Genomic DNA, 14,300 nt, shown 5'->3' on the forward strand with positions numbered 1-14,300 from the left:
TCGTCTCTGTGCTATGGATCTTGGCTGCGAGCCAAGATGGGGCGATCAGCACATAACAGGCATCATAGGGCACAGGAATCCCCTGACCTGCACAAACACGCAGAGGGTGCCGAGAACTAACCGGACGAACGGAGCTAACGGGACCGGGTCGGCCACCACAACGAGACCTGCGAGCCCAGCCCGCCCGGCCCGGGAATCACCTTGAGCACGTCGGCCGACTCGGCCAGCAGCGCGATGCCGGCCTCGGCCGCGACGGTCTCCTCCGGGTCGACGGACCCCTGTGGCTCGGCCGGCGCGTAGTCGAAGACCCGCACCTCGAAACCCGCGTCGTCGGCCAGCTCCAGCAGCACGAGATCGGACAGGCCGGAGCGGCGGTGCCGGGCGACGGCACGCGCGCACGCCTCGCCCACCGCGAGTTTCAGTTCCTCTAGGCGTTCCACCGCGACGCCGGCCCGCCGCCCGCAGGCGACAGCGACCAGCCGCGCCGTACGCACATGCGCCGGCGACGGTGAGAAGCGCAGCCGGACCGTCGGCATCGTCGCTACCGCGCTCCGCTCAGAGCGTCCGTCACCGTGGGATAGAGCTCGAAAACCTTCTCCAGTCCCGTGATCCGGAAGATCTTCAGCAGCCGGGGCTGGTCGCAGACCAGCACGAAGCTCCCGGAGCTGGCCTTGGCCCGCTTCAGCCCGCCGACCAGCACGCCGAGCCCGGTGGAATCCAGGAACTCGACCAGCTCCAGGTCGACCACGATGTCCTTCGCGCCACTGTCCGCCAGCTCGACCAGCCGCTCCCGGAGCTTCGGGGCCGTATACACGTCGATTTCCCCGGACACCCGCAGGAGTGTGCGGTCGGCGACGGCCTCGGTCTCCAGCGACAGCTCCATGTCGAGAATCTAACCATCTTTGCGGGCAGTATTGCGCCCTGCCGGCCGGGTTAGTCTGGTGCGTGCCCTCCACCGACCCCGCGACCCTGCTGGATCGGCTGGTGCGCGGCCGCACCGGCCTGGTCACCCATGTCGAGCGGGTGCCGGCCCGTGCCGGGTCACCGGCGGAATGGCCAGATTTTGTACCTGCGGCCACCCGCTCGGTTCTCGCGAGTCTCGGGATCGACCAGCCGTGGGCACATCAGGCGGAGGCAGCGGCAGCAGCCTGGGCAGGCGAGCACGTCGTGGTGGCCACGGGCACAGCCTCCGGCAAGTCCCTCGCGTACCAGCTCCCCGTGCTGGCCTCCCTCGGCACCTCCACCGCGCTGTACCTGTCGCCGACCAAGGCCCTGGCCGTCGACCAGTTCCGCGCCCTGGCCCCGTTCGGCGTGGCGGCGGCGGTGTACGACGGCGACACGCCCCGGCTGGAGCGCGACTGGCTGCGCCGTCACGCCCGCCTCATCCTCACCAACCCCGACATGCTCCACTACGGAGTCCTGCCCCAGCACGCACGCTGGGCTGGCTTCCTCCGCAAGCTCAGGTACGTCGTGGTCGACGAGTGCCACACGTACCGGGGGGTCTTCGGCTCCCACGTCGCCCACGTGCTGCGCAGGCTGCGCCGGTTGTGCGCGAAGTACGGGGCCTCACCGACCTTCGTCCTCGCCTCGGCCACCGTCAGCGACCCGGCGGCCTCGGCCTCCCGGCTGACCGGGCTGCCCGTCCGGGCCGTGACGGCCGACGGCTCGCCCCGCTCCGGCATGACCTTCGCCCTCTGGGAACCACCGCTGCTGCCGGTCTCCGGCCCCGTGCCGGCCCAGCGGGAGGGCGGTGGCGCGGGGGAGAACGGCGCCCCGGTCCGGAAGACAGCCCTGCGCGAAACCTCCGACCTGCTGGCCGACCTCGTGGCCGCCGGTGTCCGCACGCTCGCGTTCGTCCGTTCCCGGCGCGGGGCGGAGATCGTCGCCACGATGGCCAAGCGCGGGCTGGACGAGGCGGGCCTGGAGTTCCTCCGCGACCACGTCGCCGCCTACCGCGCCGGGTACCTCAGGGAGGAGCGCCGGGCGCTGGAGGACGCCCTGCGCGACGGCCGGATCGTCGGGCTGGCTGCCACCAACGCGCTGGAGCTGGGCGTGGACATCGCTGGGCTGGATTCGGTGCTGCTGAGCGGATACCCGGGCACGCTGGCCTCGCTGTGGCAGCAGGCCGGCCGGGCCGGGCGGTCGGGGAAGGCCGGCCAGGAAGCGCTGTGCATCATGATCGCGCGCGACGACCCGCTCGACACGTACCTCGTCCACCACCCCGACGCGCTGTTCCGCCGGCCGGTGGAGGCCACGGTCCTCGACCCGCAGAACCCGTACGTCCTCGCCCCGCACCTGTGCTCCGCCGCCTCCGAGTCCCCGCTGACGACGGCCGACCTGGAGCTGTTCGGCACGACAGAGGACTTCTGCGACCAGCTGCTCCGCCGCCGCAAGACCGGCTGGTACTGGACGGCTTCCCACCGCCCGGAGGTCGACCTGCGCGGGACGGGCGGCGAGCCGGTGGCCGTGGTCGAGTCCGGCACCGGCAAGCTCCTCGGCACCGTCGACGCCGGGGCCTCGCACACCCAGGTGCACCCGGGCGCCGTGTACCTGCACCAGGGTTCGTCCTATGTGGTCGACGAGCTGCACCTCGACGAAGGCGTGGCCCTCGTGCACCCCGAGGAGCCGGACTGGTCCACCCACGCCCGCGACATCACCGAGATCCGCATCGTGTCGACCAGGGACACCGTGGACGCCGGCCCCGTCCGGCTGCACCTCGGCGAGGTCGACGTCACCAACCAGGTCGTCTCCTACCAGCGCCGGCGGCTCGCGAGCGGCGAGGTGATCGACGAGCGGCCACTCGACCTGCCGGAGCGGCAGCTGAGCACGGTCGCCGTCTGGTACACGCTCGCCGAGCCGCCCGTCGAGGCAGCCGAGCTGCCCGGGGCACTGCACGCGGCCGAGCACGCGGCGATCGGCCTGCTGCCCCTGATCGCGACCTGCGACCGCTGGGACATCGGCGGCCTGTCGACAGCCCTGCACGCCGACACGGAACTGCCGACAGTCTTCGTCTACGACGGCCACCCGGGCGGCGCCGGTTTCGCCGAGCGCGCCTTCGGCACAGCGGTCAGCTGGCTGACCGCCACCCGGGAAGCGATCGCGGCGTGCGAGTGCCCAGCCGGCTGCCCGTCCTGCGTCCAGTCCCCGAAGTGTGGCAACGGCAACGACCCGCTGTCCAAAAGCGGAGCGATAGCCGTACTGGACACGATCCTGAAAGCACTACCGTCCCCAGACCCCGTCCCCACCCCCACGTAAAGCTGAACGACAGGCGCGCCCTCACCCCCGCAAAGCCCACCCGCCGACCAACCCCACCCTGCATCCAGCCCTAAACCCCCGTCTCAGCAATGATCCGCGAACTGGCGTCCGCCTTGTCGCTACCACCCACCCCGAAGACGATCTCGATGCCGAGTTCGGCGCACACGTCGGCCTCAGCGATCGACGCCGCGTCCCGCCGGTCGCCTCCGTTGGCGAAGATGATCCGGTCTCCGGGAAACAGCCTGCGCACCTCGGCGAGAGTGTCGCGGACCGAGCCGTCCCGGTCGGTGGCGAGCAGTACCTTGTCCACCACCCGGATGTTCTCCACGACCTCCGCCCGGTCGGACTCCCGGATGATCACTCGCCCCTTCTTGAGGATCTGCTGCTCGTCGTTGTTGACGATCACGATCAGCATGTCGGCGAGCGCCCGTGCTTCGCGCATCATGCGGACGTGCCCGACGTGCAGCGGGTTGAAATAGCCGCTGACCACGGCAACCGAACGTTTCATGACCTCACGTTAACGGGCTGCCAGGACATACCGCGCCCCCGCGACACCACCCGACCCCCCAGTCACAAAGCCACCGAGAACCCTCGCCCCGCACGTCCCCCACCTCTCCCCGGGGCCACGAACTCCACCTCGGACAGCCGTCCAGCCCACTCCACCCCTCCAGGGAACGGCCGGACCGCCGCCCGGAGGACCACGGCCCCGATCTCGGCCGCCGCCAGCGGATCGGATTCCGTTTTCACCCGAACGGCCTCCATCGAGCCGAGCGCCGTCCCCACAGCCTCGGCCACGGACCGCCGCACGAGCCCGACCCATTCCACGACGGCCTCCGCGTACGCGCGCGTCGCCGCCATCCGCTCCGCCAGCGCCTCCTGCTGGCGCACCACAGCCGTCCACTGTGTCTCGAAGGCGTCCCGGGCCGCCCCGTCCCACGTCACGTCCCGCAGGCTCGGCAACGGCCCCGGTACCGGAAGGCTCGCGCGCCGGAACGGCCCGTCGTCCAGGCTCACCGCGAAGGCGAGCGCCTCGCCCGGCGTCAGTCCCGCGTCGCGGATCAGGCCGAGTACGGGATGCCCGGCCGGTGCCCCGTACCGGGCCAGGCACGCGTCGACCCTGCCCAGCAGGTCCAGCCCCGGCCCGGCCAGCCGATCGAGCATCGAAACCTCAGGCATCGCCACCGCCGCCCAGCGCCGGACGGATATCGGCCCCGGCGTACCGCCCAGCGGCCTCCTCGACCTCCTCGGCGAGCCGGAGCAGCAGCTCGCGCTGTTTCGCCACCTCCGCAGCCCGCGCGCTGATCGCGGCCGCCCACTGTGCTGCGACCCCTTCCGCGTAGCCAGGAAACGTCACCGGTTCCGCCGCCGGATCACCCGGCACGGCGCCACGTACCCGCCCAGCGAACCCCTGCAGGTCACCCATCACGAACGCCCGAGCAGCGTGTACCCGGCGAACTGCTCGGCGTGCACCTTCTGCCGCGCCCACTCGGCGGCCTTCACCGAGGACTGGATGGCCGCGAGGATCGCCGCGTTGAGCTCGCTCGTGCTGCCGGTACGCCCCCGCTCGGCCACGGTCACCGCCCGGACCTCACCGCTCGCGGCGACCACCAGCTCGACCTGCCCGTCCGGCGAGCGCACCGTCACCTCGACCTGGCCGAGCGCCCGTTCGTAGCTGGCCTGCCGGGCCTCGATCTCCTCGTACCGCGCGATGGCCGCGTCCACCCACGCCGCGTCGTACTCCGGGGCCATTCATCAGTCCTCAGTGGATCATCGGTGTGCCGAGCGGTGACACTAATCGAACCGTGGCTCTCTGTGAAGACCCAATAACCCGCAAACGTCGATAAGTACGCCGGCTGCGGGGTCGGCACATTGACAGTAGTGCTTGCCTGGGCATCGACGCCCATACCATGTCCTGCACAGGCTGCACACCTGCCTGTGCCCGGGAAGGGGCTGCTCATGATGCGCTACGCCAAGTTCATCGTCGCCGCGACGGTGGCGGGCCTCACCACCCTCGCCTCCGCCATCACCGACAACAAGGTCACGCCGCAGGAGTGGGTGACCATCGCGCTGGCGGTCGTGGGGGCGATCGCGGTCTACGTCATCCCCAACAAGACCAGCGACACCAAACCGCCGCAGTAGCCCGGTCCTGGGGAGGCCACCGGAGCGTTGCTGGACCGGGCAACTAATATTTGACATAGTACCGCCATGCAGCAGCTCAACCCCGCCTCCGGCATCCTGGCCGGCCCCGTCGCCGCCGTCGACTACCACACCGCCGGCGAGCCGTTCCGGATCGTGCAGGGCGTCGAGCTGCCCGGGGCGACGGTCTGGGAACGCAGGGCAGCGCTCAAGCGCGCCATCGCCGAGGACGGCCAGCTCCCGGCCGCCGAGCTGATCCGCCAGCTGCTCTGCCGCGAGCCGCGCGGCCACGCCGACATGTACGGCGGGTTCATCGTCCCGGCCGACGACGAAGGCGCGGCGTTCGGCGTGCTGTTCTGGCACAACGACGGGTACTCGACGGCGTGCGGCCACGGCACGATCGCCCTCGGTACCTGGGCTGTCGACTCCGGCCTCGTCGACGTGCCGGCCGACGGCGAGACGGAGATCCGCATCGACGTACCGTCCGGCCGCGTCACCGCCCTCGTCACTACCCGCCAGGGCCGCGTCGAGCGCGTGACCTTCCAGAACGTCGAGGCCTACCCGCTCGGCCGCGACGTCCCCGCCGGACAGTTCACTGTGGATCTCGCCTACTCCGGTGCCGTGTACGCCGTCCTCGACGCCGCGCAGCTCGGCCTCGCTGTCGAGCCCGCGGACCTGCCGGCCCTGATCCGGGCCGGACGGGAGATCAAGGCAGCCCTGCGCGACGAGCCGCTCGCCACGCACGCAGGCGACGGCCTGTACGGCGTGATCTTCTACGACAGCCGCCGCCCCGACCCGGCTGGCCTCTACCAGCGCAACGTCACGATCTTCGCGGACGGGCAGGTGGACCGCTCACCGTGCGGCTCGGGTACCTCGGCCTGCCTCGCGCTGCTGGACCTTCCGGCCGGCCAGGTACTCCGGCACGCCTCGATCGTCGGGACGGAGTTCCTGGCCTCGGCCTCGGGCATCACGGGCAGCGCGTACCGCACCGGCACCAGCGTCTTCGAACTCGACCCGGCCGACGCCCTCGGCACCGGCTTCGTCCTCCGCTGACGGGAGAACAGCATGTTCGGCAACCTCCCGCTCGTCTCCGCGGCGGACCTCAGCACACTCCTGCCCATGCCGGCCGCCATCGCCGCGATCGAGGACGCGCTCGCCGCCGGGCTCGACCCCGAGGCGGACCCTGCCCGGTCCAATGTGCCCTTCCCCGCCGGTCAGATGCTGCTCATGCCCTCCGGCGACGAGCGATACGCCGGGGTGAAGATCGCGACGGTCGCCGACCACGGCCTGCCCAGGATCCGCGCCGTCTACCTTCTCCTCGACGGCCAGACCTTCGCCCCGCTGGCGCTCTTCGACGGGACGGCCCTCACGAGCCTGCGCACCCCGGCCGTCTCCGCCGCCGCGCTCAACCACATCGCCAGGCCGGACGCCTCCCGGCTGCTGGTCTTCGGCACGGGACCACAGGCCGAGGCCCATGTCGAGGCGGTGCGGGCCATCCGCGACATCGAGCACGTGGCGATGAAAGGCCGCAACGATTCTCGTACCAGGAAAGAGATCCAGGACGCCGACATCATCTGCTGCTGCACGACCGCCGAGACCCCCCTCTTTCCCGGCGCGTGGGTTTCGGCCGGCACGGCCGTCGTGGCGATCGGGTCGCACGAGCCGGGCAAGCGCGAGGTCGACACCGACCTGGTCGCGGCGAGCCAGGTCTTCGTCGAGTCCCGCAGGGCCGCGCTGACCGAGGCCGGCGACGTGATCCAGCCGATCGGCTCCGGTGTACCCGTCGACCTGGTCACGCTGGCGGACCTGCACGGCACGAAGCCGGACCCGGCCCGCCCGCGCCTGTTCAAGAGCGTCGGGATGGGCTGGCAGGACCTGGTGGTCGCCGCGGCGGCCTACGAGGCCCTGCCCGGCACCGAAAAATACAAATAGCGCAAATTAGCCCATCTACCGAGGCCGTCACCCAGGCCCGGTTTGCCCGTTGAGTGGATAGCCGCGCGTACCACTCCGAGAGGCACCAATGGGCGACCTTCACTTCGAGACGCGCGTGAACCGCGCTGGCGGCCGGACCAGCACCGGCCACCGGGCGATGATCGGCCAGTACGAGATCATCGGCCGCCTCGGCGCCGGCGGGATGGGCACCGTGCACCTCGGCCGGGCCCTCGACGGCCGGATCGTCGCCGTCAAGGTCATCCATCCCCGGCTCGCGGTCGACGAGCAGTTCCTGGAGCGGTTCCGGCGGGAGGCGGCCCTGGCCAGCCGGGTCGCGGCCTTCTGCACCGCCCCGGTGATCGACTTCGGTGAGGACGAAGAGGGTCCGTTCCTCGTCACCGAGTACGTCGACGGCATCCCGCTCTCCCGGGCCGTCGCCGAGCGCGGCCCGCTGCCCAGCTCGTCCGTGCAGGGTGTGGCGGTCGGGGTCGCCGCGGCGCTGACCGCGATCCACTCCGCCGGGCTGATCCACCGCGATCTCAAGCCGGGCAACGTGATCCTGTCCCTCTGCGGTCCCCGCGTGATCGACTTCGGCGTCGCCAGGGCCGTCGACGGCTCCTCCGACCTCACCCGCACCGGGATGATGGTCGGCAGCCCCGGCTGGATGGCGCCCGAACAGGCCAGGGGCGGACCCGTCACCCAGGCCGCCGACATCTTCGCCTGGGGCTGCCTCGTCGCGTTCGCCTCGACCGGCAGGCACCCGTTCGGCGACGGCGACTCGGTGACCCGCGTCCTCCAGATCCTCCACGAGCCGCCGGACCTCACCGGCGTGCCGGAAGGCCTCTACCCGCACGTCGCCCGCGCCGTCTCCAAGCGCCCCGAGGACCGCCCCAACGCCCGTACCCTGCTCTCCATGCTCAGCGGGGCCGGCGCTGACCTGACCGAGCTGGTCGCGCTCGCCGGCTACGACCCCGCACCGTCCCTGGCGAACCAGCCGCCCCGGCAGCGCACCCGCCGGCGCTGGCCGATGCTCGCCGCGCTCATCACGGGCGTGAGCGTCGCAGCAGCGGCAGCCGCCGTCACGTACCCGAGCCTGGTCAGCGGCACCGCGCCCGGCACGATCCTCCCGAGCCCCGCAGAGTCCGCATCGACTTCTCCGGCACCCGCCGCGTCACTCCACCGCAGCCTGCCCGCCACCAAGACCGCCCCCGGTGCGTCGCCGACCGTGCCCGCCAGCTCGCCATCGACCGCGCCCAGCGCCCAGCCCACCCAGGACAACCGGCCGGCCCCCACCCGCCCTCCCGTACCCACGACGCCACCGCCCGTGCCGCCAGCCCCGAGCCCGACGCCCCCGCCGGCCTCACCCACGCAGCCACCGGCCCCGTCTCCGACACCACCCCCGCAGACACCGGCCGCGCAGCCGAGTCCGGCCTGACCCGGCTAGTACCGATACGCCAACATGGCTCGTACGAATACACGACAGTCCATAGTGCCTGGTCAGGCCTAGTATTGAGCCATGTCTGCTTGGACTGAGGAATTCGCTCCGTCCGCATTGGCCGCCCTGGGTGTGGCGGTGAGGAAGGCTTTCGGCCTCACCGCTGTCGCGATCGGCATCAAGGGCGACGAGTCGCACACCTTCGGGTACCACCGATCCCGCAACTGGATCAACTCGAACGGTGACGGCTCTGCGGACTACTCCAACAAGCTCGCGCTCGACAGGTCCGGCAATGTGAACTGGCTGGCGGCGCTGGACATCAGCCTGTCGCCGGAGCAGATGATCGCTGTGTCGTCCCGCCTGCTCGACGGGATGCGGGACGGCGATCCGCGCCTGGCAGCCGTGCGCGAGTTCTACGGAACCGTCGACGGGGAGAACGTGACCGGCTGGGATTCCGCCACCGGCCGCGCGGTCTCCTCCGACGACAGCCACCTGTGGCACGTGCACATCAGTTTCTACCGGTCACGCGCCGCCGACGACCACAGCGGCGTGCTCGCCGTGCTGCTCGGACAGGAAGAGGAAGAAGAGGATATGGATCCGGTACAGGACTTCCGGCTCAAGCTGCTCTTCGACAACTGGGCGCCGTCCCGGGCCGACTGGGTGCGGGCCGGCGGGGAGGGCTCCGTGTACGACCAGGCCGCCCAGCGCGGTGGCGCCACGAACATGAACGCCCTCGCGCACGTCGACACCAAGTCCCGGATCGACGAGCTGAAAGCCACCACAGCCAGCAGCGTCGCCTCCCTGCGCGCCGAAACCCAGAACGGCCTCAACGCCCTCCGGACCGACACGCAGAACGGTCTCGCCGCCACCAGGACCGGCCTCGCCGACCTGAAGACGGTCGTGGAAGCCGTCCAGCAGCGCCTCGAACGCCTGAGCACCGGCAACATCGACCCCCAGGCCCTCGCGAAGGCCCTCCAGCCCCTCATCGCCGAGGCCGTCGCCACCGAACTCGCCAAACGCCTCGCCAGCTAGGGCGCGGCCTGCGCCATAGCGGCACGACGCCGGCACAACTCCTTCACAACCAGCCATTACCTTCATCTCGTGAACCAACGCCGGGTACTGGTAGTCGAAGACGAGCCCACCATCGCGCAGTCCGTCGCCGCACGGCTGCGCGGTGAGGGCTATCTGGTCGATATCGCCGGCGACGGGCCGAGCGCCGTCCGGGCCGCCGCCGCGCACCGGCCGGACGTCGTCGTCCTGGACGTCATGCTGCCCGGCTTCGACGGCCTGGAGGTCTGCCGCCGGATTCAGGCGGATCATCCTGTACCGGTGCTCATGGTCACCGCCCGCGGCGAGGAGACCGACATGCTGGTCGGCCTCGGCGTCGGGGCCGACGACTACCTGACGAAGCCGTTCAGCATGCGCGAGCTGGCCGCCCGGGTCGCGGTGCTCCTGCGCCGGGTGGAGCGGGCTGCTGTCACCCGGACGGCGAAGCTCGGACCGCTGGAGATCAACCAGGCCGAGCGCCGGGTGTTCTGCAACACCGAGGAAGTCCACCTGACGCCGACGGAGTTCGACCTGCTGCGCTGCCTCGCCGAGCGCCCGCGTGCCGTGCTCAGCCGCGAGCAGCTGCTCTCCGCGATCTGGGGCTGGTCGGACCCCGCAGCCAGCCGTACCGTCGACAGCCACGTCAAGACCCTCCGCCGCAAGATCGGTGCCGACCTGATCCGCACGGTGCACGGCGTCGGCTACGCCCTGGAGGTACCGAAGTAGTGGGTGACTGGCTGCGCCGGGCGCTCCCACGCCCCCTCGACCCGGTCCGCTCGATCAAGATGAAGATCGGGATACTGGTCGCCGCGTCGATCGCAGCCGCTGGCCTGGTCTTCTACTACGGCATCGGCTGGCTGCCCCCGTTCACCCTCGCCTCGGCGATGCTCGCGGCCCTGGCCGTCACCCAGGTGATCGCGCACGGCATGACCTCGCCCCTCCGCGCCATGACGGCGGCGGCCAAAGCCATGGCCCGGGGCGACTACCAGCAGCGCGTCCAGGCCACGTCCAAAGACGAGGTGGGCGAACTCGCCCGCGCCTTCAACCAGATGGCCGCCGACCTGGGCGAGGCCGACCGGCAGCGCCGCGAGCTGATCTCCAACGTCTCCCACGAGCTGCGTACCCCGATCACCGCCCTCCAGGGCGTGCTGGAGAACGTGGTCGACGGCATCTCCGACCCTTCGACGCTCAAAGCGGCCCTCACCCAGACCGAGCGCCTCGGCCGGCTCGTCACCGAGCTGCTCGACCTGTCCCGCCTCGAAGCTGGCGTCGTGCCTCTCACCAGGTCCACGTTCCTCGTCAAGCCGTTCCTGCACGAGGTCGCGACCCTCACCAGCGCCGTCGTCACGGCCCCAGACGACCTCACGATCACCGCCGACCGGGAACGCCTGCACCAGGTCATCGCGAACCTGCTGGCCAACGCCTACCAGCACGGCCCGGCGGACGGCCGCGTCGGCCTCTCGGCCACCCGCGACGGCTCGGCGATCCTGATCGAGGTCTCCGACGACGGCCCCGGCATCCCAGCCGAGGAACGCGAACTCGTCTTCGAACGCTTCATCCGGGGCAGGCGAGCTGCCGACGGCGGCACCGGCCTGGGCCTGGCCATCGCCCGCTGGCTCGTCCAGCTGCACGGCGGCACGATCGCGGTCGTCGGCGACGGCCCCGGCTGCACGATCCGCGTCACGCTCAGCAGCGAGGCATCCGGTAACGAAAAAGGCCAGATCCCCGGCACCCCGGGAACCTGACCTCTGAACTCTCGGAGCCGCCTTCGGGATTCGAACCCGAGACCTACGCATTACGAGTGCGTTGCTCTGGCCAACTGAGCTAAGGCGGCAGTCACGGCACTGGAAGCCAGTGTCGCCGGACCAGTGTACGTGACAGTGCCCCCGCGCGCGAACCGCCCCCGGCCCGCCGGCTGGCGGCTCGAAGAAAAGCCCTGACAGGTCGGTGACAAGGATCTATCGCCCGGCGCGCCGGAGACGTACCCTGCGAACCGATGGACGCCACACCCCCCGTGAGGAAGCAGCCGGTCGCCTGGTTCGCACCCGGGCAGCTGGCCGGTACGGCGCTGCGCGTCGTGCTCGCACAACGGTTCGGCGCGTACCTCGACAAGCGGGAACTCCAGGCGATGTTCGACCAGGAGGCCTTCCACCACGAGGCCGGCGGCGAGCTGTGGCTGGACTACGTGGCCGACGTCGGCGACGGCTTCGACCCGACGTACTCCGTCGCGTACCTGCTCGCACAGCCCTCCCTCGACCTCGGCGAGGACCTGGCCCTGCCCCGGGGCGACGTCCTCGTGATGGGCGGCGACCAGGTGTATCCGGCCGGGTCGGCCAAGGAGTACCGGGAGCGCTGCGAGGGCCCGTACACGATGGCCTTCCCCGACGGCGCGGGGACTTCGGGGCACGACACCAGGTCCCCGTCCCTGTACGCCATCCCGGGTAACCACGACTGGTACGACGGCCTGACCGCGTTCCTGCGGCTCTTCGGCAAGGGGAAGCACTTCGGGGGCTGGCGCAGCCCGCAGAGCCGGAGCTACTTCGCGCTCAAGCTGCCGAACGGCTGGTGGCTGTACGCGATGGACTTCCAGTTCGAGGCGTACATCGACGAGCCGCAGCTCGTGTACTTCCAGAAGGCGGCCCGCGAGCTCAAGCCCGGCGACCGCGTGATCATCACGACGCCGGCCCCGACGTGGGTGCACACGGCGGAACGCACCGACGCCTACGACACCATCCGGTACTTCAGGAAGAAGGTGATCGGCGACCGGGACGTGCAGGTCAGGGTGCACCTGTCGGGGGACACCCACCACTATGCACGGTACGGCGAAGCGTTCATCACCTGCGGCGGTGGCGGCGGGTACCTGGCCGGCACGCACAACCTCCCCGAGAAGATCATCGTCCGGGACGAGGTACAGCCGCTCAACGCCACGTATCCCTCCACGGCCCAGTCGAAGCGCTTCACCTGGGGCGCCTTCTGGCGCATCCCGCTCCGCAACCCCACCTTCGCGCTTCTCCTGGGGACGATCCACACGCTGCTCCTGCTGGCGTTCGTCTCGTCCCGGCCGCGCATTCTCACCATGCCGGTGCTCGCCATGATCGGCGTCGTGATCGGTGCGACGTGGGGCTTCACGGCCCTGGAGGCCAAGGTCAGGAAGAAGCGCCACCACATACTCTCCGCGATGCACGCCGCCGCGCACTTACTCGTGGCCCTCACCGGCATGTACATCTGGAACCGTCTGCCCTTTGTGGACCTGCCGCCACCCTGGGCCACGGCCTCGGCGGTCCTCTACCTGCTCGTCGTCTCGGCCGTCGCGGTGGAGGTGGTGGCGGCGCACCTCGTGCTGGCCGACCGGTTCAAGGTGAACAGCAACGAGCTCTTCGCCGGGCAGGGCATCATCGACGCGAAGTGTTTCCTGCGGATGCACTTCGCCCCGGACGGCTCGCTGACGATCTACCCGATCGGCCTGGCCCGCTCCGGCCGCCGCTGGATCCCCAACCTCGGCACTGGAGGCTCGGTGCTTCTCCCGGAGACGCAACTGCGGCCCCATCTCATCGAGCCGCCGATCAAGATCCTTTAGCCTTCCTCGTACGCCCTGCGCGACCCGCACACCGACGCGAGGTTGCACGCCGTCCGTGACCCGTCGGCGTCGAGCCGTACGACGACCGACTCGCTCGGCACGCTGTGCGCGACCACCCGGCCGTCGCCCTTGTCCGTGCCGACCCGGGCCCCGACGGCCGGCGCGCTCGCCTGGAACTGCTGGTACAGCGGATGTTCGTACTTGAGGCAGCACATCAGCCGCCCGCAGGCCCCGGAGATCCGCAGCGGGTTGAGCGGCAGGTCCTGGTCCTTGGCCATCCGGATCGTGACCGGCTCGAAGTCCGTCAGGAACGTCGCGCAGCACAGGTCACGGCCACAGGACCCGATCCCGCCCTGTACCCGTGCCGAGTCCCGTGCCGACAGCTGCCGCAGCTCGACCCGGCACTTGAGCGTCGCGCCGAGGTCGCGGACGAGCGAGCGGAAGTCGACCCGCTGGGGGGCCGTGAAGTAGATGGTGCTGCGATCGACGTCCGGCCCCGGCGTGTGGTCGATCGCGACGATCTTCATGGGCAGGTCGTGGGCGCGGATCAGCCGCTTGGCTGCCACCTTCGCCTCGGCCTTGCGCCGCCGGATGTAGGCGTCACGGTCGAGGTCGTCCTGGCTGGCGATCCCGGCCAGGACCGGGAAGCCCTCCGTGTCCTCGCTGACCCACTGCGCGGCCCACACGCACTCGGCCACCACGACACCGTCGTCGGTCGGCACCAGCACCCTGTCGCCGACCTGGGGGCTGTGGTCGCCGGGGTCGAGGTAGTAGAGCCGCCCGTAGCGGTTGAAGCTCACCGCGCACAGCATCCCCATGCCCGGCACTCTACCGGGCGGAAAAACGCCAAAAATCACCCGCAACCCTGACCAGGTGGTAGAAATATGACAGAGCGCGGCGCGCTCGCAGACCTGCGGG

16 protein-coding genes and 1 tRNA gene are annotated in these 14,300 nt (G+C 70.7%); 9 read left to right on the forward strand and 8 right to left on the reverse strand.

Features of this window, described 5'->3' with window-relative positions:
* Positions 1 to 134: 134 nt before the first annotated feature.
* Both A3G1_RS0125225 and A3G1_RS0125230 read right to left on the reverse strand, forming a co-directional pair.
* On the reverse strand, positions 135 to 536 hold the full coding sequence (locus tag A3G1_RS0125225) for an ATP-binding protein (protein ID WP_018352279.1): 402 nt from the start codon (positions 534 to 536) through the stop codon (positions 135 to 137).
* Between the two features lie 5 nt (positions 537 to 541).
* Entirely contained in the window at positions 542 to 883 is a 342-nt protein-coding gene (locus A3G1_RS0125230) for an STAS domain-containing protein (RefSeq protein WP_018352280.1), read from the reverse strand.
* Between A3G1_RS0125230 and A3G1_RS0125235 the strand changes: the two genes are divergently transcribed.
* Entirely contained in the window at positions 841 to 3,255 is a 2,415-nt protein-coding gene (locus A3G1_RS0125235; RefSeq protein WP_083937094.1) for a DEAD/DEAH box helicase, read from the forward strand. The two genes, A3G1_RS0125230 and A3G1_RS0125235, sit on opposite strands and share 43 nt — an antisense overlap.
* A 70-nt stretch (positions 3,256 to 3,325) precedes the next feature.
* Here A3G1_RS0125235 and A3G1_RS0125240 read toward each other — a convergent pair whose 3' ends face one another.
* The 4 genes from A3G1_RS0125240 to A3G1_RS0125255 form a co-directional block, all read right to left on the reverse strand.
* Positions 3,326 to 3,763, reverse strand: a complete 438-nt coding sequence (locus A3G1_RS0125240) for an adenylyltransferase/cytidyltransferase family protein (RefSeq protein ID WP_040479520.1) — start codon at positions 3,761 to 3,763, stop codon at positions 3,326 to 3,328.
* A gap of 62 nt (positions 3,764 to 3,825) precedes the next feature.
* Positions 3,826 to 4,431 carry a hypothetical protein gene (locus tag A3G1_RS36785; RefSeq protein WP_157641384.1) on the reverse strand — a complete coding sequence of 202 codons (606 nt, stop codon included), beginning with the start codon at positions 4,429 to 4,431 and terminating at the stop codon, positions 3,826 to 3,828.
* Positions 4,424 to 4,678 carry a hypothetical protein gene (locus A3G1_RS0125250; protein WP_018352284.1) on the reverse strand — a complete coding sequence of 85 codons (255 nt, stop codon included), beginning with the start codon at positions 4,676 to 4,678 and terminating at the stop codon, positions 4,424 to 4,426. The genes A3G1_RS36785 and A3G1_RS0125250 overlap by 8 nt, the downstream gene beginning before the upstream one ends.
* Complete coding sequence (locus tag A3G1_RS0125255) at positions 4,678 to 5,004, reverse strand: YbaB/EbfC family nucleoid-associated protein (protein ID WP_018352285.1); 327 nt, start codon at positions 5,002 to 5,004, stop codon at positions 4,678 to 4,680. Before A3G1_RS0125255 ends, A3G1_RS0125250 begins: the two co-directional genes overlap by 1 nt.
* A gap of 207 nt (positions 5,005 to 5,211) precedes the next feature.
* Here A3G1_RS0125255 and A3G1_RS0125260 point away from each other — a divergent pair, with 207 nt between their 5' ends.
* The 7 genes from A3G1_RS0125260 to A3G1_RS0125290 all read left to right on the forward strand — a co-directional run bounded on the left by A3G1_RS0125260 (position 5,212) and on the right by A3G1_RS0125290 (position 11,550).
* Positions 5,212 to 5,394 carry a hypothetical protein gene (locus A3G1_RS0125260; protein ID WP_018352286.1) on the forward strand — a complete coding sequence of 61 codons (183 nt, stop codon included), beginning with the start codon at positions 5,212 to 5,214 and terminating at the stop codon, positions 5,392 to 5,394.
* 66 nt (positions 5,395 to 5,460) lie between these two features.
* On the forward strand, positions 5,461 to 6,444 hold the full coding sequence (locus A3G1_RS0125265) for a proline racemase family protein (protein WP_018352287.1): 984 nt from the start codon (positions 5,461 to 5,463) through the stop codon (positions 6,442 to 6,444).
* A 12-nt stretch (positions 6,445 to 6,456) separates the two neighbouring features.
* Entirely contained in the window at positions 6,457 to 7,323 is an 867-nt protein-coding gene (locus A3G1_RS0125270; protein WP_018352288.1) for an ornithine cyclodeaminase family protein, read from the forward strand.
* Between the two features lie 88 nt (positions 7,324 to 7,411).
* On the forward strand, positions 7,412 to 8,758 hold the full coding sequence (locus A3G1_RS36790; protein WP_051110650.1) for a serine/threonine-protein kinase: 1,347 nt from the start codon (positions 7,412 to 7,414) through the stop codon (positions 8,756 to 8,758).
* A gap of 138 nt (positions 8,759 to 8,896) precedes the next feature.
* Positions 8,897 to 9,790: a hypothetical protein gene (locus tag A3G1_RS39035; RefSeq protein ID WP_157641385.1), complete on the forward strand. Its 894-nt coding sequence runs from the start codon at positions 8,897 to 8,899 to the stop codon at positions 9,788 to 9,790.
* Positions 9,791 to 9,859: 69 nt separating this feature from the next.
* Complete coding sequence (locus A3G1_RS0125285) at positions 9,860 to 10,531, forward strand: response regulator transcription factor (RefSeq protein WP_018352290.1); 672 nt, start codon at positions 9,860 to 9,862, stop codon at positions 10,529 to 10,531.
* Positions 10,531 to 11,550: a HAMP domain-containing sensor histidine kinase gene (locus A3G1_RS0125290; protein WP_018352291.1), complete on the forward strand. Its 1,020-nt coding sequence runs from the start codon at positions 10,531 to 10,533 to the stop codon at positions 11,548 to 11,550. Before A3G1_RS0125285 ends, A3G1_RS0125290 begins: the two co-directional genes overlap by 1 nt.
* A 15-nt stretch (positions 11,551 to 11,565) precedes the next feature.
* Here the strand turns inward: A3G1_RS0125290 and A3G1_RS0125295 are convergent.
* Positions 11,566 to 11,639 (reverse strand) — tRNA-Thr (locus A3G1_RS0125295).
* A gap of 162 nt (positions 11,640 to 11,801) precedes the next feature.
* Here A3G1_RS0125295 and A3G1_RS36800 point away from each other — a divergent pair.
* Complete coding sequence (locus A3G1_RS36800) at positions 11,802 to 13,382, forward strand: metallophosphoesterase (protein WP_018352292.1); 1,581 nt, start codon at positions 11,802 to 11,804, stop codon at positions 13,380 to 13,382.
* On the opposite strand, the gene A3G1_RS0125305 is transcribed toward A3G1_RS36800, so the two are convergent.
* Positions 13,379 to 14,200: a PSP1 domain-containing protein gene (locus A3G1_RS0125305; RefSeq protein WP_018352293.1), complete on the reverse strand. Its 822-nt coding sequence runs from the start codon at positions 14,198 to 14,200 to the stop codon at positions 13,379 to 13,381. The genes A3G1_RS36800 and A3G1_RS0125305 overlap by 4 nt on opposite strands.
* Positions 14,201 to 14,300: the final 100 nt, after the last annotated feature.

The sequence above is a fragment of the Longispora albida DSM 44784 genome, from assembly GCF_000379825.1.
Taxonomy (GTDB): domain Bacteria; phylum Actinomycetota; class Actinomycetes; order Mycobacteriales; family Micromonosporaceae; genus Longispora; species Longispora albida.